Origin of the sequence: Vibrio hepatarius, from assembly GCF_018860525.1 — a bacterium.
GTDB classification, from domain to species: domain Bacteria; phylum Pseudomonadota; class Gammaproteobacteria; order Enterobacterales; family Vibrionaceae; genus Vibrio; species Vibrio hepatarius_B.
The window spans coordinates 41413-65716 of sequence record NZ_JAHKPM010000024.1 but is presented as its reverse complement, the minus strand read 5'-3'; the positions used below and the strand labels follow the sequence as shown (position 1 = coordinate 65716).

Annotated in this window: 22 protein-coding genes; 6 read left to right on the top strand and 16 right to left on the bottom strand. The window is 42.8% G+C overall.

Translation table 11 applies throughout. The annotated features are described in order from the left end of the window. Positions 1 to 671 precede the first annotated feature (671 nt). Complete coding sequence (gene folD, locus KO511_RS07180; protein ID WP_215986777.1) at positions 672 to 1535, top strand: bifunctional methylenetetrahydrofolate dehydrogenase/methenyltetrahydrofolate cyclohydrolase FolD; 864 nt, start codon at positions 672 to 674, stop codon at positions 1533 to 1535. 162 nt (positions 1536 to 1697) lie between these two features. Here folD and KO511_RS22515 read toward each other — a convergent pair whose 3' ends face one another. The 10 genes from KO511_RS22515 to KO511_RS07130 all read right to left on the bottom strand — a co-directional run bounded on the left by KO511_RS22515 (position 1698) and on the right by KO511_RS07130 (position 11536). Next, on the bottom strand, positions 1698 to 1850 hold the full coding sequence (locus KO511_RS22515) for a hypothetical protein (protein WP_215986776.1): 153 nt from the start codon (positions 1848 to 1850) through the stop codon (positions 1698 to 1700). Positions 1851 to 2015: 165 nt separating this feature from the next. Beyond that, positions 2016 to 3260: a hypothetical protein gene (locus tag KO511_RS07170; RefSeq protein WP_215986775.1), complete on the bottom strand. Its 1245-nt coding sequence runs from the start codon at positions 3258 to 3260 to the stop codon at positions 2016 to 2018. A 373-nt stretch (positions 3261 to 3633) separates the two neighbouring features. Next, a complete protein-coding gene (locus tag KO511_RS07165) occupies positions 3634 to 4437 on the bottom strand; it encodes a hypothetical protein (protein WP_215986774.1) in 804 nt (267 codons plus the stop codon). Positions 4438 to 4582: 145 nt separating this feature from the next. Beyond that, on the bottom strand, positions 4583 to 5503 hold the full coding sequence (locus KO511_RS07160; protein ID WP_215986773.1) for a DUF6602 domain-containing protein: 921 nt from the start codon (positions 5501 to 5503) through the stop codon (positions 4583 to 4585). A 453-nt stretch (positions 5504 to 5956) separates the two neighbouring features. Further along, complete coding sequence (gene recR, locus KO511_RS07155) at positions 5957 to 6556, bottom strand: recombination mediator RecR (protein ID WP_215986772.1); 600 nt, start codon at positions 6554 to 6556, stop codon at positions 5957 to 5959. Between the two features lie 16 nt (positions 6557 to 6572). Further along, complete coding sequence (locus tag KO511_RS07150) at positions 6573 to 6902, bottom strand: YbaB/EbfC family nucleoid-associated protein (protein ID WP_171360169.1); 330 nt, start codon at positions 6900 to 6902, stop codon at positions 6573 to 6575. A gap of 74 nt (positions 6903 to 6976) precedes the next feature. Continuing rightward, entirely contained in the window at positions 6977 to 9019 is a 2043-nt protein-coding gene (gene dnaX / locus KO511_RS07145; RefSeq protein ID WP_215986771.1) for a DNA polymerase III subunit gamma/tau, read from the bottom strand. Between the two features lie 12 nt (positions 9020 to 9031). Next, positions 9032 to 9577, bottom strand: coding sequence for an adenine phosphoribosyltransferase (gene apt, locus KO511_RS07140; RefSeq protein WP_215986770.1), 546 nt, complete (start codon positions 9575 to 9577; stop codon positions 9032 to 9034). A gap of 158 nt (positions 9578 to 9735) precedes the next feature. Then, entirely contained in the window at positions 9736 to 10101 is a 366-nt protein-coding gene (locus KO511_RS07135; RefSeq protein ID WP_215986781.1) for a YbaN family protein, read from the bottom strand. 334 nt (positions 10102 to 10435) lie between these two features. Then, the gene (locus KO511_RS07130; RefSeq protein ID WP_215986769.1) at positions 10436 to 11536 is read right to left on the bottom strand and encodes a response regulator; all 1101 of its coding nucleotides are present in this window, start codon (positions 11534 to 11536) and stop codon (positions 10436 to 10438) included. A 244-nt stretch (positions 11537 to 11780) separates the two neighbouring features. On the opposite strand from KO511_RS07130, the gene KO511_RS07125 reads away from it, so the two are divergent. Next, entirely contained in the window at positions 11781 to 12656 is an 876-nt protein-coding gene (locus KO511_RS07125; protein WP_215986768.1) for a LysR family transcriptional regulator, read from the top strand. A gap of 73 nt (positions 12657 to 12729) precedes the next feature. On the opposite strand, the gene KO511_RS07120 is transcribed toward KO511_RS07125, so the two are convergent. From KO511_RS07120 to fadI, 3 genes are all read right to left on the bottom strand, one after another. Further along, entirely contained in the window at positions 12730 to 13278 is a 549-nt protein-coding gene (locus KO511_RS07120; protein WP_215986767.1) for an NAD(P)H nitroreductase, read from the bottom strand. Between the two features lie 95 nt (positions 13279 to 13373). Continuing rightward, the gene (fadJ, locus tag KO511_RS07115; RefSeq protein ID WP_215986766.1) at positions 13374 to 15497 is read right to left on the bottom strand and encodes a fatty acid oxidation complex subunit alpha FadJ; all 2124 of its coding nucleotides are present in this window, start codon (positions 15495 to 15497) and stop codon (positions 13374 to 13376) included. Further along, positions 15497 to 16804 carry an acetyl-CoA C-acyltransferase FadI gene (fadI, locus tag KO511_RS07110; RefSeq protein ID WP_215986765.1) on the bottom strand — a complete coding sequence of 436 codons (1308 nt, stop codon included), beginning with the start codon at positions 16802 to 16804 and terminating at the stop codon, positions 15497 to 15499. The genes fadJ and fadI overlap by 1 nt, the downstream gene beginning before the upstream one ends. A 465-nt stretch (positions 16805 to 17269) precedes the next feature. Here fadI and KO511_RS07105 point away from each other — a divergent pair, with 465 nt between their 5' ends. The 4 genes from KO511_RS07105 to KO511_RS07090 all read left to right on the top strand — a co-directional run bounded on the left by KO511_RS07105 (position 17270) and on the right by KO511_RS07090 (position 21720). Next, positions 17270 to 17845, top strand: coding sequence for a sigma-70 family RNA polymerase sigma factor (locus KO511_RS07105; RefSeq protein WP_215986764.1), 576 nt, complete (start codon positions 17270 to 17272; stop codon positions 17843 to 17845). Continuing rightward, a complete protein-coding gene (locus KO511_RS07100; RefSeq protein ID WP_215986763.1) occupies positions 17838 to 18566 on the top strand; it encodes a DUF3379 domain-containing protein in 729 nt (242 codons plus the stop codon). The genes KO511_RS07105 and KO511_RS07100 overlap by 8 nt, the downstream gene beginning before the upstream one ends. 263 nt (positions 18567 to 18829) lie before the next feature. After that, the gene (locus KO511_RS07095) at positions 18830 to 20098 is read left to right on the top strand and encodes an outer membrane protein transport protein (RefSeq protein ID WP_215986780.1); all 1269 of its coding nucleotides are present in this window, start codon (positions 18830 to 18832) and stop codon (positions 20096 to 20098) included. Positions 20099 to 20397: 299 nt separating this feature from the next. Next, positions 20398 to 21720, top strand: coding sequence for an outer membrane protein transport protein (locus KO511_RS07090; RefSeq protein ID WP_215986762.1), 1323 nt, complete (start codon positions 20398 to 20400; stop codon positions 21718 to 21720). Positions 21721 to 21789: 69 nt separating this feature from the next. Here KO511_RS07090 and KO511_RS07085 read toward each other — a convergent pair whose 3' ends face one another. The 3 genes from KO511_RS07085 to KO511_RS07075 all read right to left on the bottom strand — a co-directional run bounded on the left by KO511_RS07085 (position 21790) and on the right by KO511_RS07075 (position 24299). Next, the gene (locus KO511_RS07085) at positions 21790 to 22551 is read right to left on the bottom strand and encodes an MlaA family lipoprotein (RefSeq protein ID WP_215986761.1); all 762 of its coding nucleotides are present in this window, start codon (positions 22549 to 22551) and stop codon (positions 21790 to 21792) included. A gap of 69 nt (positions 22552 to 22620) precedes the next feature. After that, positions 22621 to 23841 carry a c-type cytochrome biogenesis protein CcmI gene (ccmI, locus tag KO511_RS07080; protein WP_215986760.1) on the bottom strand — a complete coding sequence of 407 codons (1221 nt, stop codon included), beginning with the start codon at positions 23839 to 23841 and terminating at the stop codon, positions 22621 to 22623. After that, a complete protein-coding gene (locus tag KO511_RS07075) occupies positions 23841 to 24299 on the bottom strand; it encodes a cytochrome c-type biogenesis protein (RefSeq protein ID WP_215986779.1) in 459 nt (152 codons plus the stop codon). Before KO511_RS07075 ends, ccmI begins: the two co-directional genes overlap by 1 nt. Positions 24300 to 24304: the final 5 nt, after the last annotated feature.

Genomic DNA, 24304 nt, shown 5'->3' with positions numbered 1-24304 from the left:
CAACTAATTAATTAGTTGTGCTAAACCAAGTAGAAAGTTATAGGTAATTTGTAACGGATTGACAGTTAAACGTTTTTGAATCCTGCGCTTACTTTTTACAACGTCCAGAACGATAAAACCCTAACACCAAATGATGTTAGGGTTTTAATAGAATATGGCGCGCCCTGTAGGATTCGAACCTACGACCACATCCTTCATCACACTATAGCTTTCGCTACCACCTATAAAAGGCTTTGTGCGCTGGACTATCCCTTTACCATAGCTATGAAAGCTTTAGGTAGACGCCGTCTAGTCTCTACACCTTCCCAATACTACTGGGCTTGGCTCGGGATTGCCAACTTGTTAAAGTAAGGTTTCCCCGAATTTGACGTCTTACACTCTTATCGTTTCCCAAAAGAGGCCCAACCTGAATGCTAGTAAAAACTAGCCAATTAGAAGGGACGTGCTCTATCCAGCTGAGCTAAGGGCGCGTTACAGGGAAAGGATTATACGAGTTCAGCACTTGAACACAAGACTTTTTCATAACATTATGAACTGAGTGACTAAAAAAAACTCACAACGCGTTATTTTGGTTAAAAACACTCCAGAGCAAACGTTTGCCTATAGATGTTAGCTGGATAATTTGCGACAATGAGTCCAGAAAAATAGCCATTCTGTTTTAAAGGAACGTCATGACCGCTCAAAATATTGATGGAACTCTTATTTCTCAAACTGTTCGTTCAGAAGTTGCTGCGCGCGTAAAAGCACGAATCAATGCAGGTTTAAGAGCGCCAGGCCTAGCTGTTGTATTGGTTGGCGAAGATCCAGCCTCACAAGTTTACGTAGGCAGTAAACGCCGCGCTTGTGAAGAGGTTGGATTTGTCTCAAAGTCATTTGACCTTCCAGCAACAGCAACAGAGCAAGAACTACTGACTTTAGTCGATGAACTCAACTGTGATGACGAAATTGACGGCATTCTTGTCCAACTGCCTTTACCAGCAGGTATAGATACCACTCAAATTCTTGAGCGTATTCATCCTGAAAAAGATGTCGATGGATTTCATCCATATAATGTTGGTCGTCTAGCTCAGCGCATTCCTAAATTACGTTCTTGTACACCAAAAGGGATTATCACGCTACTTGACCGCTACAACATTAATTTACGTGGTCTACATGCTGTTGTTGTTGGGGCATCCAATATAGTTGGCCGACCAATGACACTAGAGTTACTGCTTGCCGGTTGTACTACAACAACTTGTCATCGATTTACCAAAGATCTTGAAAGCCATGTTCGACAAGCCGATGTCGTTGTTGTCGCTGTAGGTAAGCCGAATTTCATTCCAGGCCAATGGATTAAAGAAGGTGCCGTAGTCATAGATGTGGGTATCAATCGCCTAGATTCTGGCAAATTAATTGGCGATATAGATTATGACAACGCGAAAGAGCGAGCCAGCTTTATTACCCCAGTCCCCGGCGGCGTCGGCCCTATGACAGTGGCGAGCCTGATAGAAAACACCATGCTTGCATGCGAGCAGTTCCACACCAAGAAAAAATAACGCTAAAAACGAGTAAAGCTCATCGTTTAAAGGCGATTAACCTTATTACGTTAAGCGGATAATCCCCATCAGCTATGTTGATGGGGATTTTTGTGTTTGGCCTTTAAGTAAAAAGCTTGGGCAAAGCGCCAACTAGGAATATGCCCGCAAAAAACCAAAGCCCTAGAGTGTTCCACCACATAAAGATACTAAATTTTGTAGAGATCGTTGACGCTCTTCGTCTGATAAACGGATAGGCAATACAGTAATAGATAAATCTACTTCCGATTTCCCAAGATAATTGATATCGGGGGCGCATATAATCATTGGGGTCATAATATTTCCCTAGATCTTTAGCTAAGTTTTTATCTATAAAAATTATATATTTATAGCTACCAAGTGAAATAATCGGAAAAGTAACAATTGCTGTTAGAGCCCAAGCTATAGTGTAAATCGCGATAATCTTTCGAGACGATAGTAGAAAAACGTCTATCAATTCCATCATTCATTCGCCCATTCATAAATCACTTCACCCGTAGCCTTACCAGCAGCGCCTCCCGCAACACCACCAACGAACCCTCCTGCGACTGCTCCGCCAAGAGCAGCGACAGCTAGAACAGGTGCAGAAGCCGTAACACCTATAAATATCGCTATGCCAGAAACCGCTGTTACTATAGCACTAGTTCCCGCAGAACCACCTACAACACCCCCAAGAATACCACCAATAAAGCCCACAACTTCACGCGCTGTTGTCTGCCCGCAATCCCCTTTACCGTCGACCTTACAAGCTTCATAGATGCTATCGACGCCACTCGCTGCACCGACCATTAAGCCAATGTATCCCAGACCTCTCGCGGCGGAAATACCGATACTAATGTTGCCGATACGCTTGCCTAAATCTTTAACAAAACCTGTCTTTAGAATTTCGTCTGCATTATGGATTACTGACTTAGTCGATAACTTCAGGTTGCGTTTAATTTGAGTGTAAATAGGGAGTTGTACACTACGCTTAGACAACATAGCAAAGGAGCCATCAAGCTTTTTAAATAAGCCAGCACGTTCAGAGACAAAAGTTCCATAGTTCACCCCGCCGGTTCTGCTTGCCATCGCTACTTGAGCGGCATACAAATCGTTAATTTCTAAAAGCACGCCTTGGATGTTTTTCAGGTTCTGCTCGACCAGCGCCGAAGTCGCACCCACGCCTGTGGCAACTTGCGCATAGTAGTCGGAAGGTAAACCGTCAGCCCTAATTCGCTCATCGAGTTGATGGGAGAACAAGTCAAAGTGGCGGTTTAGCGTATCGACTTCTTCATCAAGCAGCTTGCCTAACTCCTTACTCGCAATCTTGGCTTGCTCTAGCCACTCATCGAGGAGCTTGTTATCTTCTGCTGTTTTTGGCTCTGTTGTGGGAAGCAGTACAATCTCACCCTGCCTTACAGGCTCGTTTAGGTGAGCATTGCAACTTTTGATGTATTGTTTCTGATCTTCTTTGGTGTCGGCAGTAAATAGACTTGCCCACAATACCTTTTGAGACTGTGTGCATGGTGATTGCATCCAGCCAAGTTCAAACACGCGAGCGGCTTTTTCACGTTCTGCAAGAACGCGCTCTCTATTTTCCGCCCAACGTTTCTCATCCTTAGCGGTATAAGTTAGTTCCGCTCTGCGCTCTTGACGTTGTCGCGCTGCTCTTTCTCTTGTGGTTTCTTGCCTTTCTTCTGGGGCATATGGGAAAGATTCATACCGCATGTGAGTTGGCCTTAGTAAAAAATAAGCCAAATGATATCAATATTTTCAGTTATTTATCACGCCTTACAAGGTGTTTTGAGGCATTTACCAACCAAATAGTTATTTTGACTAGTAAAACGCTCAAAGTGACGCTTTTAGCCTCCGGTGTTCGAGAGCAAATATAGACAGAATCACTTGCTGATCTCACATTCTGTCCCCAGCTCTAGGCACAAAATTGGATAGAACCACATTACGATTTCAGATGAATGTCGGGCATTCGGGTACATTTGGCTAGGGCAAAATGAAAGAGCTGATCCCGATCACTTTTTGGTTTTCTGCTTCTTGAGATTAGTAACTATGTCTTAAAACCTTAGACGCTTATTTTTAAAATAGGTTAGAACTTCGAACGGAATCCATCAGCGATTATGAACTTTTCCATGTAAGGATTGCAACGTAACTCGTTCATTAGCCCCCAATAGCAACTAACAGCATACTTACTGGCTATCTTTTCAGGAACATCGTAGCTATACCTACCTAGCCAGCCATCATTCTCAGGAGTGAAACTTCGCTTAAATTCGTGTTGTAGATAAGTACGTATACCCAACCTAATATTGTTTAGAAACTCACAGGTATGGCTAGACATATAAACGAGAACGTCATCACCAAAACGCTCTTGAAAATCTTCGAGGGCAAGAAGGGCGCTTATTAAATCTGTTGATACACCTGAACGTTGAAGCACTTTTCTAAACCCTTTTGCTACGCCGACGGATCTCAGATAGTTGTGTTTAGATATATCACCGGACATTTTGATAGCCTCTACCCTTTTTATTTTTAAATTGACCTCGATATCTATAGAGTGTACCCAAATAGTTATTTCGCAAGTTTCCTCTAACCAATAACGAAAGTTTGAGACTGTTTCCTTCAAGTCCGATTCAGATTCTTCGATGGAGAAGTTTGGGCTTTCACATATATTTGCTAGACCTTGCAGAAAACTCGTTTTTGGTAGCGGCCCCCTAGCATCTGTACATGATAAAAAGTCGACTAATCTGATGAAAAATAATGACCTGTGTGGGTAATCGTTGAACGTCACAGTTTGCTGAGGGGGCTCCCCTCGAACCTCTATCAACGAATGATTCACCATATTATTGACGTGCTCATAAATAGCTTTTAAGAGTATGATTTCTTTTTCGATTTCCACTATGATTCCTATATCATAATACCAGCTTAAAGTATCAGAATGGCTGTAAGTAAAGTTAATTAAAGAGCCGTATCAACAATCTTCAACTCCAAACCATGGGAGATTCAAGCATTGCAAATCACTGTTGAACTGTTATGTAACCAGATTACCTCATTGGAGCACTAATTTCTTTGAAGTCACCTAAATATGAGATTATGTCAAACTTATATATACATGTTTTACTTAGAGCATCGACAAGAGCAGATAGGAAGGCCAGAATATGATCTCCACTCTCTGTGGGTTTGACTAAACGATAACCTGCAGCAAACTCACCTCGATTAGGAAAATTATAAGGAACCAGAGTATCTTTCTCCTCACCAACATAGTATGAAATGAAGCCATCCTTTATGCTCAAGATAAAATTATGTTTCTTTGAAGCACCTTTAATTGAGGCCTCATAAGAGCTATGGACCACATCTAACAAGTTTTTATTTCCACAATCGATAGACTCACATATTAAGAAGCTTACGATATTCTGAAATTCATTAAAGTCGGGATTCCAGAACAATATATCTTCACTTTTTTTTCTGTATTCGTCTTCTTCAAACCCCGTAAAACGGACCTCACAAGACAAATCCTCAGTAAATTGATTTATAGGTTTTAGATTATCGGGTTCATAACTTCTAATTTTTTTTATTTCCATTAATTTAACTAAAGCAGATTTGAGGCTTCTGCTATTCAGCTTAGACTTTATTTCTCCCACTCCATATGTGGTTTCAATTGGGTAGAAGCGTCTAAGTCTATCATTTTCAATTCTAGGAGTTTCAACATTATTGTAAATAATAACATCACATTGTGTGCTTCTCTCATTCTTTTTACTGACTATAAACCCTTCACCAAAACCAAAGTAGTTTGGTAAAAATGACTGAAGTAACTCCTTTAACAACCTCTCTCGATATTCACCAAACTCACTTCTGTGAAAAAGCTCCCCACCATCATCCACAAAAATTTTCCTAGTTTCATCACTATATTTATAAATAAACTCTTTCGCTTTTGAACGAGCTAAAAATTCAACTATACTCTCCATTTCATTCCTTAGTTAATGGGCGATAAAAACTACATAATATTTATTAGGAAAATATTTCTATATTTGATTTTTTCTGTCAAATTTTTCTAAAAACTTTAATTAAAAAACATTAAACCACCAACATCAATCAGATAACCAGACCAAAATTTAGCATTGTTCGGTATGGCTCAGTGTTAAATAACTAGTATAAAGTATATAGCTAAAACAGTTTGAGAGGTGCTAAGAAAATTAATGTCCCACACGTTATACCTCATGGATATTGTAGTTAAAATTGCTAGAAAATAGATGGCGTTTACTAGGAAAAAATCAAGCATAGGATTTAAATGAGTAAAATAAAAAGGACCCAAGGTTTTCACCTTAGGTCCTTTTTTTCGCAGTTCTAATTCATTTTTGGATAATGGACATTGCTTATCCAAACGGCATTAACTCAAACGAGTGGCATTTTCCTAGCAACTATAGTTTTTGCCGGCCGAGTAGCGAGTGAGAAAGCGTTGTACCATCAACAAATTCAAGCTCCCCTCCAACGGGTACACCATGGGCAATTCGACTTGCTTGAACCTTATGCTCACGGCAAAGCTCTGCAATATAGTGCGCTGTGGCTTCTCCCTCAACAGTCGGGTTAGTCGCCAAAATCACTTCTGTCACATCCCCTCTGCGTAGCCTGTAATCAAGAACATCAAGACCAATATCACTTGGGCCAATGCCATCTAAAGGGGATAGATGCCCCATAAGCACAAAGTATCGACCTGAATATTGACCTGTTGATTCAACGGCCGCAATATCAGCAGGACTTTCAACCACACAAATTTGGCCATTTTCTTGGCGCTTGGGGTTCGTACAGATATGACAGGTTTCTTGTTCAGTAAAAGTGCGGCACTCATTACAATGACCGATCTCTGTCATGGCTTGGCTTAATGAATCAGCCAGCTGTAATCCACCTTTTCTATCGCGCTGTAACAAATGAAAGACCATACGCTGAGCTGACTTGGGGCCAACCCCAGGTAGACAACGTAGAGCCTCCATCAATTGCTCCAGCATATGACTGGTGCGCATTTGCTAACTCTACTTATTAGAAGGGCATTTTCATGCCTGGTGGAAGTTGCATTCCGCCTGTTACTGAATCCATCCTTTCTTTTTGAGTCTCTTCTACACGACGAGCGGCATCATTAAATGCTGCTGCAATTAGATCTTCCAGCATTTCTTTGTCGTCTTCCATTAGGCTTTCGTCAATCTCGACTCGGCGTACACTGTGACTCCCTGTAATAGTCACTTTTACTAACCCCGCACCTGACTCACCAGTCACTTCCATATTAGCAATTTCTTCTTGAAGCTTTTGCATACGCTCTTGCATCTGCTGGGCTTGCTTCATTAAGTTGCCCATTCCGCCTTTACCAAACATGCTCTTCTCTCTGGTTGTCTAGCTAATTTTGTTAATAATAGATGAGGCCAAAGTATCTTTTTTCAACCCCAGATTTAAATCGGTCTGACACTATCACTGTCCAATTGAGCACCAAATCGCTGCTCAATAAACTGAACATTAGTGTCATTTTTAAGGCTAGAAAAAGCCTGCTGTAACTTGGTCTGATAGAGTTTTTCTCGCAGCTCAAGCGGGGTTTCACCAGACAGACCAACTTCAACATCCAAGTCACAATTCTCGTCAAGCACGCTATTGATCGCGGTAATTAATTCACTTCTTGCTCGCTCACTATTGAGGTGAGCTTGCTCATGCCTGAGTGTGAGCATAATAGAACTACCTTGCCTATCAAAATGTGAATTCAGTGCAAGCTGCTCAGTCATCTTTGCCACATCCAATTGTTCAATCAACTGTGCCCATTGACTTTGCTGCAAGCAAGCTTGGGTTAGCTTGTTCACCATATCAGGTGTTTTTTCATGCTCTAATGCTTTTTTGACCAGAGTTGGCGTTAGTACACTAGTTGACTTAACTTGCTGCTTTTGCGGCAGTGTTGGGCGCCACTGATAAGACTCACTTTTATCCACCGCAGGAGTCGCAATTGATGTTGATTTAGACACTGGCGACACCTGCATAGTTCCCATCTGTCGCTGAGCGACTCTATCAAGAACTGATGTTTGAGCAGATGACGCATTAATCTTTTTTGGCGTACTAGCCTGATTGCTCCCTTTGCGTTGAGAGCGCAGTTGATGCCTGAGGCCTCTAACAGATGGTGACGACGGTTGAGGTTGCTCTTGTGACGTTACATTAACCTGTTCTACTGTATCTACAGCAACCTGACCTTGATTAAGTTCTATGTCCGAACTCAGCTCAGGTTTAGATCCTGGCGACTGGGGCGGCATAGTTTCTGGAGGTAACGAACTCTGAGACGCCATTTGTGATGTCGGTAGAGATAAATCGACTGGTGGAGCCGGTTCTGGTTGAGTAACTTGGTTTAAAACCATGCTTGCTTGAGGCTGGGTAACCGGACGAAACGCCATCATGCGCAATATCACCATTTCAATACCAATTTTCTCGGAGGGTGCAAATGGTAAATCTTGCCGCCCTTTCAACGCAATTTGGTAGTAAAGCTGAATATCTTGTGGCGAAAGCGCTAGACTTAGCAACTCAATTTTTTCTGCGTCTGGCTGAGTTTTATCCAGAGTTTCTGGCAGTGCTTGATACATAGCCAAGCGATGTAACTGCGAAGAAAGCTGGGAAAGTAGCCCGCCCCAGTCAACCCCATTTTGCGCAAGAACAGATAAACAGTCCATCGCTATTTTAGGTTGCTTAGCACTGATTGCTTCAAGTAAATGAAGAGCTTGGTCCGTGTCAAGTGTTCCGAGCATATGGGCGACACTGTCAGTTAAAACCTGTCCATTACATAGAGCGATTGCCTGATCGGTTAAACTTAACGCATCACGCATACTGCCATCTGCAGCATGCGCAATCATCCCCAAAGCTCGGTGCTCTGAAGAAACTTGCTCATGCTCAAGAATATAATCTAACTGTTGATGTATATTATCAACACTAATTGGTTTTAAATGAAACTGTAGGCACCGGGACAATATGGTGATAGGCAATTTCTGCGGATCTGTGGTTGCTAGAAGAAATTTCACATATTCAGGCGGTTCTTCTAAGGTTTTAAGCAAAGCATTAAAACTATGCCTTGAGAGCATATGTACTTCATCGATTAGATAAACCTTAAAACGCCCACGTGCAGGCTTATACTGCACATTATCAAGTAAATCTCGGGTATCTTCTACCTTGGTCCTTGATGCTGCGTCTATTTCTAACAGATCAACAAAACGGCCCTGATCGATTTCTTGGCAAGTATCACAGCGTCCGCAGGGAGTCGATGTGATGCCAGTTTCACAATTAAGCCCTTTGGCAAATAATCGACCTATGGTCGTTTTTCCAACTCCACGCGTACCACTAAACAAATAAGCATGATGAAGCCGATTCTGGTCAAGTGCATTTCCCAATGCCGTCAAAACATGACTTTGACCCACAACTTGATCAAATTGTGTTGGTCGCCACTTTCGAGCTAAAGCAAGATAACCCATGACTATATCCAATTAATGACCATCAAATTCGCAGATGCTATACACATTGAGGCCCAGTTTCTCGAGACGTTTACCGCCACCAATTTCTGGTAGATTGATAACAAATGCGGCATGTTCAACCACACCACCTAATTGACGAATGAGTTGAGTAGTCGCTTCAATTGTCCCACCCGTTGCTAATAAATCATCAACAACTAAGACCTTATCACCTTGTGATATAGCGTCAGTATGAATTTCCAGTGTATCGCTACCATATTCGAGTTGGTAGGATTGAGAGACTGTTTGACGAGGTAGTTTACCCGGCTTACGGACCGGAATAAAGCCAATACCAAGTTCTAAAGCTAATGGAGCACCAAATAAAAAGCCTCTAGCTTCTGTCCCCACGACTTTGGTGAAACCCATCCCTTGGTATTTTTCGAACAATACTTGAATCGTCGCTTTATAAGCGCTCGCATTTTCCATCAAACTAGTGACGTCACGAAATAAAATACCGGGTTTGGGATAATCTGGAATACTTTTGATACTTGACTTGATCAGTGTGATTGCTTCAGTTGTCATAATTTATGTCTTAGATTGGCTAAGCTTATTCTGTACTAAAAAATAATCGTAAGCGTTAGTAAAGGTATTTCCTGCTGGCGTCATTTAGGGTCAAATCAACGCCTACGTTACAATACATACACATGCCTAGCAAAATAGCAGGCTACATTTATGCAATTTTAGTGATTTTCTTGCTTACCAGCAAGGCGATCAATCACGGGTAACCGAATAAACCAAGTCAATAACACCATTAACATCACCAGTAGAGCGACCTTTAACCAAACTTGAGAAACAATCCAAATAGAGAAAGAAAAGCTCGCCACCATACAAAGCGCACCACGAGCTTTGATTTTGCTAGTGATAGCACGATGCTGATGCCAATTATCCAGCATAGGACCAAATGTTTTGTGCTGATGTAACCAGCGATGAAACGTTGGACTGCTGCGCATAAAACAAGCGCTAGAGAGAAGTATAAATGGTGTGGTCGGGAGTAAAGGTAAGAAGATTCCCAGAAACCCTAACAGCAAACTCAGAACACCAACAATATTTAAACCCAATCTTCGAATATTGATGCTGCACTCCGGTTTATTGAATTAGAAACCTGCATATCCATTTAAAACACGGATCCATGTCAGCGTCGCAGGAAGAATTGGAATTAATAGTGCTACAACAAACCCTAAAAAGTAAAGGATATTGTAGGGTTCTTTAAAGTCTTGGTCTGCCATAGGATTGCATCTCTTATGTGGCTATGTTATTTATTATTAAAGGTTAAAATTTAGTTAACGCATTGGGTCATTTTTGTGTTGGCGGACTATACCCTAATAAAACAACTATAAACACCATAAAAACATAGGGTTATTACCGAGTGCATACCATAGGCTATGCACTCCCTCCACGGAAAATATCCAAACTGAAACTGCTTGACCCTAGACAGCTCAATGTTAATTGACAAGCGGATTGAATTGGCAAGTCAGGCGTTATAAAGTTTTTTATGCAATTCTCACCAAGTTTAGTTCCAGCCGCTATATGCTGAGAATAATACCCATTTGACCATTGGGCATCTAAACCCGCAGGCAGCAGAGATAATGTCCCTTCAGACACATCCGCGATACCAAATAAGGCTTTTACTGGGCTCGCGCATTCTGCACACGCCATCCCCTTTTCTAGCAAGTCGGCTAAATCTTTCAGATCCGCGTTAAAGCTTTTAAGGTTACGCAGATAATCATGAAATAGCGCTCGAACCAATAAGGTCGTAGCAGCGCCATGCTGCCCTTCACTGGCAGAATCAACAAGATAAAAGGCAAACTGGCCATTCATAAGCCAAGCGTACTCATATACTAAAGGCATCACATCTGTTGATTGCAATAAGCGATAGCTACATTTCCAATCGCCTTGGGCGGTGTCTTTATCTGGCAATAGAGCATGGAGTAAATCTTTTGCCGCTATGGGATTATCTTGCAGGTATTCTAGATGCCAGTGTAATTCCTGCTCTTCAGGCATATCGCCGCTGTCTATTCTAAACCATTGACTTGCGAAATCACGCTGATCACATAAATGATTATCAGAGTCATACAAAGTGTTTTCTATCGCACTCGCTAGATGATCTGGATTAGTAATGGGTTTGGGAAGAAAATCTTTTATACCAAAACGTAGTGCTTGTGCAACATCAGCCATTTCATCTGTCGCAGATACCACAATCAAAGGGAGCGATGGGTATTCAAGACTCACCTCTTCGACAAATTCTATACCATCTAAAACCGGCATAGAGAGATCACAGAGAACGAGGTCAGGTTCATATTCTCTCAGTTTCTTTAGACCTTCCAAACCGTTTTCGGCTTCCACAACCTCATGGCCTTGGGTCTCAATAAAACCACCTGTGAGCTTGCGAAAAACAGGGTCATCATCAACGATCATAATTAGCTTTGACCCAGTAGTCACCTGGGGTGAGGGCGCTGTCGCCACTTCATAAGTCTTATGCATAAACCTTGGCCTCACACAACTATAACGTACAACTGTTAGTATTATTTTTGTAATTGTAAATTATTTCAAACACTCATTTAAAAGTAGCTGCGAAAGTGTATTTATACAAATCTTCCACTTTTCGCCCATGTTGAATACTATATGTAGCTAGAGTCAACGTTTTTAACCTTGTTGATACAATTGACTCTTTGACATCTGATATATATGTAATTTAACCCAATTCGCAAAAAATGTGTCGGTAAAAATGAAATTAGACGATCTCAACCTATTTAGGCTCGTTGTTGAAAACGGAAGTTATACTGCGACATCTCGCAAAACTATGATTCCAGTTGCGACAATCACTCGACGCATTCAGGCGTTGGAAGAAGCACTTAACCTTAGATTACTCAATCGCCATGCACGAAAACTTTCCCTTACAGAAGCTGGCGAACGTTTCTATAATGAATGCTCCCCCCTTCTCAACCGGCTGACATTAGCCACAGAGGAGCTCACCGACGAATGCCGAGGTGCAGCAGGGAAAATTCGCGTCTCCACTCCCTCTAACCTCACCAAGCGAATGATGATGCCAATGCTCAGTGCCTTCATGACAAATTATCCTGATATCAATCTTGAGCTCACCACCAGTAATCATGCAGACCAACTTGACCCGACAGAGTGGGATGTTATTTTCCGTGTTGGTCCACAACGAGATTCAAGCCTAATTGCGCGTAAGATTGGTTCAGTAAAAGATATCTTAGTTGCCAGCCCTAAATACCTTGCCAGTAGACCGGCACCAAAACATGCCGAAGATTTGCACGATCATTCTCTTTTGAAGGGGGCACCACTGTTAAAGTGGCAAATAACCAATGGAAGTGGTGAAACTGTCATTAATAATGATAAAGGTCGCTTTCAAGCTAATGCCCTAGATGTCGTTCGCAGTGCTTGCTCGGATGGTTTAGGTATTACATTAATGCCAGACGTCATGCTTCAAGAACACATAGAAGATGGAAGCCTAACACGAGTTTTACAGGAGTGGAGCGCCAACCCCCGTGATGTCTATATGCTGTATAACCACAAAGATCACCTGCCTGAAAAAGTACGCCTATTGATAGACTTTGTTATTGCATACAATATTGACTAATTTGGCATGTGTATCGCTATGTATGATCTGAAAAACCAGCCCCAAAGCTTACCTTTAAGCTTTGAGGCTGCTATCACATATACTCGACGAACTTACTCAAATCTCGTTCTGGCACCTTCATTGGAGTACATCCAGGTGTGCCTAGATAGAGAAAGCCAATAATTTCATCATCACCTTCTAAACCAAAAGCGCTGTGAACGTTTTGATGAAACATCCATTTGCCCGAACGCCAAAACCCTTGAAAGCCCTGTGCAACCGCAGCCATCTGCATTGCTTGGACCGCACATCCTGCTGATAAATACTGCTCAAGAGCGGGTACTTTTTCATGGGGAGTCACCTTAGCAATGACAGTTATGACCATAGGTGCGCGAAATGGCGCGTTTCTCAGCTTCTCCACCACACTTTCTTCACTTCTTTCTGCTTGTGCAGCAGAAACCAAGATATCGGCCAATTTACTTAGACCTTCTCCCTGAGAAATAACAAACCGCCAAGGGGTAAGTCCAGCATGGTCTGGAGCACGAAGCCCAGCTCGAATGATATTTTCAAGCACCTGCCCTTCTGGCGCAGGTTGAGATAATTTGGCAATAGAACGTCGATTGAGCAACAAGTCTAAAGCATCCATTTGAAATTCCTAATGAGTATTTGATTTGGACCGATCATAACCTCAGGTTACAAAAAAGGCGAACTCTAACGCTCGCCTTTCACACTCATAAATAATTATTCATAAAATGGTTTGTTCAAACCAGCTCGAGTTAATAATCCATCACAAGGCGCAAAGCGAGCACCATATTTCTGAGCATGTTGATTCATCAGTTCAATAACGGTCTCTAAGCCCAGCTGGTCCATGTATTTAAAAGGACCGCCGAGGAATGGCGGAAAGCCGATGCCAAATATAGCGCCAATATCACCATCGCGTGGACTGCGGATAATGCCTTCTTCAAGACAACGGACCGCTTCATTTAACATTGGTAACACACAACGTAGAGCCAGATCCTTTTCTGCCAACGTAATTTCAGGAGTAAGACTTAAAAGTTTATAGACGGATTTATCCACTTCTTTCTTCTTACCTTTGTAAGTATAAAAACCTTTGCCACTTTTTCTTCCTTTACGATTATCATCCAGCAAAGTATCGAACACATCCGGTCCTTTAAATCGCTCTCCAAGCTCCCCAACCAGGATAGGCATGATTTTAGCGCCAATATCTATACCAACTTCATCAAGCAAAGTAATTGGCCCAACAGGGAACCCAAAGTTTAATAATGCCTTGTCCAAGTGCTCAATAGGCTCACCAGACATTAAAACCTGAGCCGCTTCATTCATGTAAGGGGCGAGGATCCGATTGACATAAAAACCGGCGCAATCTTTAACGACAATCGGTGTTTTCCCTTGTTTACGGGCAAACTCAACCACGGTAGAGACCGTCTCATCAGATGTCGTATGGTGAGGTATTATTTCCACCAATGGCATTTTTTCTACTGGACTGAAGTAATGCAAACCTACAATTTTTTCTGGTCGCTGCGCATTTTCAGCAATCTTGTGAATAGGCAGTGACGATGTATTAGTCGCAAATATTGTGCTTTGATTAGCATTCGCTTCGATATCCGCCACCATTTGCTGTTTTAATTCCAAATTTTCAAATACAGCTTCCACAACAATGTCAGTATGATTAAAGCGGGTAAAATCGATACCACCAGATAAGTTCAGCATCTTCGACTGTAGCTGCGCCCGAGATAAAATTCGGCGCTTGCGTTGCTTATCAAACAGCTTGTAGTTGTACTTTAACGCATTAAGAACACCGTCATTAGACACATCTTTAATTCTCACCGGAATCTTGGCTTTAGAGATGGTAACATGGCTAATTCCAGCGCCCATTAATCCGCCGCCCAGAACCGCTGCTGTGCTTATTTCACTTGGCTTAGCATCCGTCCCGTTCTCTTTTTTCATTTCGGTCGTTGCAAAAAAAATCGAACGCAGTGCCTTAGACTCTGGGGTGACGACTAATTCACCAAATCGCTCTGCTTCTTTTTCCTGACCTTTTTCAAAACCTTTTTCTAGGCCACAGCGCATAACGTCTAAAATGGCTTCTGCCGCAGGATAATTACCGCGCGTTTTTTCATAAGTTTTCTTAGTCGCTTGTTCAAAAATGACTTTTCGTCCCAAGCTGGTATTAGAGATGAGTTTTTCCTTGGTCGATACCTTGCGCTTAGCCTGTGACTTTCCGGTATGCTTATCAACAAAGCTTTTGGCCACTTGCAATAAAATGCTTTCTGGTACCACAGCATCAACAACACCTAACTTTTTCGCTTTAACCGCTCTTAACTGCTTGCCAGTAAGAATCATATCGAGAGAAGGCAACAAACCAATTAAGCGCGGTAAACGCTGCGTACCACCGGAACCGGGTAATAGACCCAATTGCACTTCAGGCAAGCCTAAACGGGTTTTGTCTGACGCTGAGCACACGCGGTAATCACATGCTAAAGCTAACTCTAAACCACCACCCAAACATGGTCCATGGATCGCTGCAACCACAGGAAATGGAAGGTCAGACAATTGCTGAAACATCTTCTGCCCTTGTTCAGCTAAGGCTGTCGCTTGCTCTGCACTGCTACAAGCATCAAGCATCCGCACATCAGCACCTGCAATAAAGTTATCAGGCTTAAGCGAGTGGACAATGACTCCCTTGATAGACGCAATATTCTCTTGTAACTGAGTGAAAATTGCTTCCATTTCATTGGCAAAAGCAGCCTGCAAAGTGTTCATCCTCTCACCTGGAACATCTATCGACAGCCAAGCAATGTTTTGTTCATCAATTTTTAACTCAAATGCTTTTTGCTCACTCATTACTCGACCTCCAGAACCATAGCTGCACCTAAACCACCTGCTGCGCAGGCTGTATTCAACGCCAAACCACCACCACGACGCTTAAGCTCTCTCAATGTTTGGGTAATCATACGAGCGCCCGTGGCAGCAAATGGGTGACCGTAGGCAATTGAGCCTCCGAGTACATTAAATTTATCCATATCGATTTCACCAATTGCTTTCGCACGGCCTAGCTTTTGCTGGGCAAAAGTATCAGAGGCAAACATTTTCACATTCGATAATGTCTGAGCAGCAAAAGCTTCATGCATATCAATCAAAGTTAAATCAGATAACTCAATACCTGCTCTACTCAGCGCTAAAGGAGTCGAATAGGACGGCCCCATCAACATATCCATTTCAACCCCAATTGCTGAAAATGCGTACGACCGAATATAGCCCATTACGTCAAGACCTAACTCTTTGGCTTTACCTTCACGCATCAGCATTATTGCTGCTGCGCCATCCGTTAATGGGGTACTATTCGCCGCCGTCACACTGCCATATTGGCGATCAAATGCTGGGCGTAATTTGGCGTAACCTTCCGGTGTAGAATCATGACGAACATTATTGTCTTGAGATATCCACTGTCTATAAGGTTCCGGGAAAGCGGTCATGACTTCCCCTTCAATTTTTCCTTCTTTCCATGCCTGTGATGCCAAGGAATGAGATCGATGAGCAAGCGCATCCTGTTCTTGACGTGTAATCGCGTGGGACTTGGCCATCTGCTCTGCAGTTTGCCCCATGGAAAGACCGGTTGAATACTCTGCCACAGCAGGAGGAACGGGCATGAGATCTTTGAATGAAAGGTTTTTGAGCAATTTAAGCTTCTGACCCATGGTCTTGGTTTTACTTAAAGCAAGAAGGTTAGCGGCCAATTTTTTTGAAACTCCGATAGGCAATACTGAAGAAGAATCAGCGCCACCTGCGATGCCAATGTCAATCGTACCTGCCATAATACTTTCCGCCACATTGACTGCAGATTGAAAACTGGTTGCGCACGCTCGGGTTACACTGTAAGCATCAGTATGAATATTCATTCCTGTACCCAATACGATTTCTCGCGCAATATTGGGCGCTTCAGGCATCTGCACTACCTGACCAAACACGACTTGATCAACCAATTTAGGGTCGATTTCAGTGCGCGCCATCATCTCACTTACCACCATTTTTCCTAGATCAATAGCTGGCACCTGGCTAAATTCCGTGCTTTGACGTGCAAACGGTGTTCGCAAACCTGCAACAACCGCAATTCGCTCCCCTGAGCGAGTTTTCACTTCCTGCTTGCCCATTATTTCTCCTTTACAAAATAGAGGTCAGACCAGAAATATTGTAACCAGAATGTTATGTGAATCAAACGCTCGTTTAATTAAACGTGATTTGGGATGGAAAAGCGACGCCTTTAACCGTGGGTTATCAGGAAAAAACCGCATTGCGCCGCATGGTGAAAAAAGCTATTCCACTTAATCAATAGAAAATAGCCCGTGACCTGTTAAAAAACAAAGCCCGACGGCAAAAGGAAATACTACCTTGCTCAGCACATCAGTCCAAAGGCTCACTAGATGGCAGACCCGACTATAATCTGTGAGTAACACTGAATATTAAAATAAATCCATTTTGTGTCGATTTTTTAGCCATAATATTTGGCGTACGAATATTCTGGTCTGATAAGTCCAGAGAATGTTTGATTAAAGACTCAGTAAATCATACTCTTCTAGTGCCTAGATTTAGGTGTATGACCAAACCACAGAGCAAAATTGGAGGCTCATGTGTCCGTTATCAATATTTTTGGAAAGAAAAAGTCGAGTCCTCCGGTCAACTCGGATATAGACAGACAAAGAAAGTATGAAGCACTTGTTAGAGCGTATCACAGGGATTTATACCGCTATGCCTATTGGCTGTGCAAAGACCAATCTATAGCAGAGGATCTTGTCCAAGAAACTTGCCTACGGGCATGGAAGTCTCTTGAGAGCTTGCAAGATGAAAAAGCGGCAAAGTCGTGGCTTATAACCATATTAAGACGTGAAAATGCTCGCCGCTTTGAAAGGAAGCAATTTGATCTGGTTGATATTGATGATCACGCCAATGACGCCAAAGTTAGTGATGCGCCGCACCATCAATCGCAATGGATACAAGCGCAAATCATGAAACTGGAAGATGAGTACCGTGAACCGCTTTTTTTGCAGGTCGTCGGAGGGTTCAGTGGCGAAGAGATCGGTGAGATTCTCGGCCTCAACAAGAACACAGTGATGACACGTCTGTTTAGAGCAAGGAACCAGTTGAAAGACATGCTAGATACAGAAAATAGTCACCGAGGGCAACAAAATGGATGAGTTAGAATTCCGTCGTCGTATTATGTCCGATCCCAAAGAACGGGATAGGGATATTGTTGAAGCAATAAAAGCCGACAGTGCCAACAGCAAATTTGCCGATGATGTACTGGATCTCGACGCGCATATTGCTAAAGCGATGGCGGTTGATGTTCCTGAAGATCTCGTTGATCGCATTTTGTTTAGTCAAACATCTCACTCTGAATCAAATATCATCAGACCCACTTTTGCAAAACGTGCAATGGCCACTGCTGCATCGATTGCGTTTGTGGTAGGTATTCTGGTTGGGCAAGTCAACTGGGGCAATATTGTTGTGCCGGTGGCACACGCCAGTATTACAGATATTGCGATTAAACATGTTGTTGATGAAAAACCTTTCGTTGCACGCCTTGATGAAAATGTCCCCTCATCACAAATCAATGCCAAAATGATGCCATTCGATCACCAGCTTGGCGCTAACTTTCCTTACCATGTTTACTATCTCAACCATTGTGGCTTTGGCGATACAAACGCACTACACATGGTATTTCAAGGTGAAAAAGGTAAAATCACCTTGTTCTTAACCAGTATGCCTTCCAAGCAAACTGTGGATTTTGAGCAGCAGGGTATGACCGGTGTGGTTGAACCCCTTGGTAACACCAGCTTAATTCTCGTCGGTGAGGAAGGCGAAAATATTGCCAACATCGCTGCAAACATAGCAAACATTATCAAACCTATGAGTTAACCAAATTTTAACATTTTGTGAGCTACCTCATGGCCTGAGCAATCTGCTTGGGCCATTTTTTTAGCCAAAAAATAGAGTTATAACTCTATTTAATTCATTTTTACTGTCAATTCCTGCCAAATGGCTTTTATTTCTGTAATTTTACCTACTTAGTGCGTAATGGTCCGATTTCTATCTTTTATACTGGCTGCTTAGATTTACCAATCATTGAGTTTTCACTCAAATAAGACGTCCGCGAGAGGCGAAGAAAAAGGAAAAGTATGATGAATAAGACACGTCTGTTTAAGAAGTCACTTCTAGCCGTGACCATTGCCAGTACCACTCTGGCTTCGCAGCAAGCTCTCGCTGCAGGTTTCCAGCTTAATTCTCAGTCTGCCACTGGCCTTGGCCGCGCCTTTGCTGGTGACGCCGTTATTGCTGATAATGCTTCGGTTATGGCTCGTAATGCCGCCGCTATGATACTTTTTGACACTGACCAGTTCTCTGGCGGCGTCAATATAATCGATACCGATATCGACGTAAAGGATATTTCATATAACGGTGGCACAATCAATGATGTGACCAACTCAAGCAATACCCCTGTTCCAAATATTTACTACATTCACAAACTAAATGATCAGTTTGCGATTGGTGCAGGGATATACTCAAACTTTGGTACCAAAAATAATTTCCCTGGAGATTTTGGTGCTGGTTCGGGTAGTTCCCCAATACCTGATGCAAGCAGTTTCGGCGGTACAACCGAGATAGAAACCATCAATTATACAATCAATGCGGCTTATCGAATCGATGACCAGTGGAGCATTGGTGGTGGTGTTGATATTGTACAAGGTAGCGGTAAATTAAGACGTGACGCCTTTAGTAATGTCAATGCTGTTAATATTGATGCCGACGGAATTGGGATCGGATTTAATCTAGGTACTGTGTTTGAGCTTGATGAGAACAACCGCTTCGGCCTTGCCTATCATTACAGCCCTGAAGTAGAAGCCTCTGGCGACGTCTTTGTAAATGCAGGGCTAATCGGCGCTGGTGCTCTAAATACCAATGCTGTTGCCGGTCAGGATGTCTTACTTCCTCTACCCAGTATGCTTGAATTCTCTGGCTACCATCGTATAAAAGACACTAAATTTGCAGTCCACTATAGTTTACAGTGGATCGGTTGGGACACCTTTGATAGCCTTAAAACCAGCGGCGGCTACAACATCAAAGATTATAATTGGCAAGACGGCTACCATATTTCTTTGGGCGGGACTTACTACCTCGATAATAACTGGACGCTGCGCGCTGGTTATATGCATGATACGGCCGCTCAAGACAACCTGACATCGATTTCGGTTCCAGATTCAGATCGCAACTGGTTTTCATTTGGTGCAGGGTACGCATTTGATAAACACCACTCTATCGACTTTGGCTTTACCTACCTAATGGGCGAAGACGTTAAAGTGACAGAATATGTTGGTACAACCCCAGTCTTAACTGCTACCACTCGTGCAGATGCAATGCTTTACGGACTTCAGTACAACTATAGCTTCTAATCTAAGTACTCTAACAACACAAAGGGCCATGCAAGATGGTCCTTTTCGTTTCCCCGAGCAAACTCAAAACATCAGCTTATTATTTTCAGCCTACACCTGTACTGAAAAATAGCGTTTTCATACTACGCCTGTTCGCTGAGTAAGTGCTATATAGAGTTAATAATCAGAGAGTTATAAAACAAACCCTGACAGTCGCCATATTTTATCTCGAATGTGACTATTATCCTGCTTTTTATTTTTAAAGTAATAACTCTAACCTTATTATCGCCAGACACTTTTTACAACGTCAGTGGTATATAATGAAACCAAAAATTACTTTTCTCTCTATCGCAGTGGCCGCGAGTCTACTGTCAGCCGCTCATACCGCCAATGCAGCAGGCTTTCAGTTGGCGGAATATTCTGCAACAGGTCTAGGCCGAGCATATGCAGGTGAAGCCGCCATTGCAGATAATGCTAGCGCCCAGTGGCGTAACCCTGCGATGCTCACTTATCTGCCTGGCACTCAAGTCTCACTCGGCGCTATTTATGTTAATCCAAATGTGGATGTCAACGGCACGGTTGATGGGTCAACATCGAAGAACCCTACTCTGCCTACCTCAAATGCCGCTTCGTCTGACTTTGCTGATGATGCCATTATTCCAAACGTTTACCTCTCGCATAAATATTCTGACCAAGTCGCGGTTGGATTTGCGCTCGGGACCAACTATGGTATGGAAACCAACCTAGGTAATGACTTCGCGGCTGCACATTTTGGTAATCAAGCCAGCGTTACCACTATGGAAGCTAACTTAAATGCCGCCTATCAGCTCAATCAACAATGGAGTGTGGGTGGCGGTCTTCGTTATGTCATGGGTGAAGGCAGCTTTGGCGCTAAGACCCCTGAAAATAATATAATTGGTCAATCTATCTCAGCACCTAAAGGTACAGTCCTTAAGTATATGGAAGGTGACGATACAGCTTGGGGCTGGCAAGTAGGAACGGCGTGGCAAATCAACCAAGATCACCGTATTGGCTTTAGCTACAAATCCGAAGTTCAACTGAAACTTGAAGGCTATGCCACAGGATTTGGGTTTGATTCGAGTCTGAGTAATGGCAACCGTGATAACGGCACTATGGATCTTGCGCTTCCTGCGACAGCAGAACTCGCTAGTTTCCACCAATTAACTGAAAAATTAGCCATTCATTCCAGCATAAACTGGACAGATTGGAGCAGTTTTGAAAAGCTTGAAGCTCAATTAGACACCTTTGGCAGTCAAATGGTCAAAGTTGAAAATTGGCAAGATAACTATCGTGTTGCATTCGGCGCCACTTACCAGCTAGAGCCGAAATTAACGCTTCGCACTGGTATAGCTTACGACACCTCAGCGGTGAGTGATAAAAACCGCACTATTACCATTCCCGAAACCGATCGCACTTGGTTAAGTTTTGGCGCAAGCTATGCGTTTTCGAAACAGTTTACCCTAGATGGCGGATTAACCTATATTCTGGCTAAAGATGCCCCCATCACAGAGTCACGTGGCTACGCTTCTGACGATACGGCGCAGGATGTGGGTGGGCAATTTGTTGGAGAAACCAAGGGTAATATTTGGTTAATTGGCATTCAGGCCAGCTACCGATTCTAAACCATCATCATTTAGCTTTAAAGTTTGAATTAGGCAATAAAAAAGCTTGGTCATTGACCAAGCTTTTCTCTAGAAATCCTCATCAAGATAGTCATCGAGGTAGGCTTCTTCGTCTTCATCATACTCATCTGGTGATTCCACTTCAGCACTGAAATCCTGACTTTGAAGATAAGCATCTCGAGTGAGCACATATGGATCAGGGGAATTATCCAACAGCGCTTCTTGAGACACCAAGGATGCGCGAGTTTCCATTCCTTCCAAAGCCCACTTACCAAGACCAGCCCAGATATTAAGCAATGAAAGCGGGACATAAGTCGTATCGACTAAATCAGCCGATTCCCTAACCGTCCAAGGCCCATAACCTGGCACCATAACATAAGGCCCATTACCAACACCGTAATGCCCTACCGCATCACCAAATGATTTATTATTATGGTGAGTAATCCCCGCAGCTGAGGCGACATCAATTAAGCCCAGCAAACCGAACGTACTGTTGATCCAAAAACGGTTAAAGTGATCAATCGCCTTATGCCCATTGCCCATAATTAAGTTATTAATAATACTTGCCGGCTCATCAAGGTTACCCAAAAAGTTTGAGATCCCATGACGTACAGGATCAGGCACATAATTAACATAAGCCAATGACACAGGGCGAACAAAGTAAGGGTCCAAGTAATCGTAGTTAACATCCCACATTGTGCGGTTAAAACCCTCCAAAGGATCATTAACATCAGATTCGACCGATGCTGAGTCTTGAGGAGCACTAGCGCACCCCATTAACAGCGTTGTTCCACAAACAACAGCCCATAACTGAGACTTAAAGCTCTTCATTATTACCACTTCCACACAAAGGCCGGTACTCAGTAGTACCGGCCTCTACAATTTTTGTTAAAACTACGTCTATTGATATATTTTATCAATAGTAACCGAAACAGATTGACCCATTTTAACGGCTTCACTCTCGCCAAACCAATCCCCTTGCTTAGTGGCAACATTACCATCTTTATCTAGACGTACACGCACCATTAGCGTCTCCAATGAGGATAGCTTACGATTTTGCAACATACTATTAGTATCATCAAGAACAACCGTTCTAGGGAATGATCCTATAGGGTATCGCGCCGCAGCAACGGGCATCGGTGATCCATCTGCGGTATGAACTGAGACGATTAATGCTGATTTTTGGTCAACGTTAACTTCATTACTCAAAGAAATAGACACAGAGACCGATTCACCGCTGGCATTTGAATTACCCAGTTGCTCTTGAGCATTATCGATGCTTCGTGACAACATGCCATAACGGCTGTCATCAGGGCCAATCATACGTTGCATCACTCGCCAATAACGTATGGCGCCAGTATAATCTTCTCTCTCAAAAGCGTCGAATGCCAATAATGAGAAAACACGTAAATCGACATAATCATTTTGCACCAAATCGCCAAGAATACGGCGTGCGGTGGTTTGGTCAAGCTCATCTTGCGATAGCATCAAGGCCTGAGCATAACCTAGCTTGATGTCATCATCATCCGGTTTCAGCGTGTATGCTTTTTTCATCGCACCAATCGCAGTCGTCACGTTTCGATCAGCTAACGCAATCCGACCCAATAGTAACCAACCTGTAGAGTCGTCCGGATGATAATGCAAACGAGTACGCATAGCTAAGGTAAGATCGCGCATTTCATCACCGCTCAAGGCCACCCCTTGCGGCGCTATCAATTTTTTAGATAGTGCAGGTAAATTAGCACTAACTTGTTGCCACTGTTCAACTTGACCCCAAGCTCCAAATTTGAAATACAGCGCATAAGACAGCACAACAACAAACAACACAGACGGTAACAAAATTACGAAGGGAGAAGATGAGCCTTGCGGATTAACACTCTGCTGATGAGGAACATCATCAAGCAAAGACTGTTTAAGATCATCCACAAGTTCCTGCTGGTTTACTACTAGGCCTCCTTGTGTTTCTTCTGCAAGTTCAGACAATCTATCTTTGTACAAGGCTTTGTTGAGTTCATCACGTAGTAAGTCGTCATTGTTGGCTTTCTTTCGAATAATGGGTATACCGATAAGAACGATGCTCAGTAGAATTAGAATGGCTGAAACAATCCAAAATAGCGTCATTATTGCTTCTCTCCATCATTCTTTTCTTCTAGGAGGGCATTTAAACGATCTTCTTTATCTTGATCCCAAGTCACACTGCTACTTATTCGACTCTGCTTTGAGCGAGTACGTACAACAATAAAACCAAAACCGACCATCACAACAAATATTGGCCCCAACCATAAAATAGCGGTAGCAAATGTCAACGGGGGATTGTAGGTAACAAAATTACCATAACGAGCTACCATATAGTCGACAATATCCTGTTTGGACTCACCCTGCTTGGTCATATCGTACACTTTTTGCCGTATATCAACGGCCAGTGCAGAATTTGAGTCTGCAATGGTATTATTTTGACATTTAGGACAGCGAAGCGTGTTGCTCAACTCTTTAAACTGCTGCTCTTTCTCTAAATCCTCAAATTCATAGATCTGGATCGTTGCATTGACAGAGAAAGATAAAACCACAGTACAAAACATAAAAA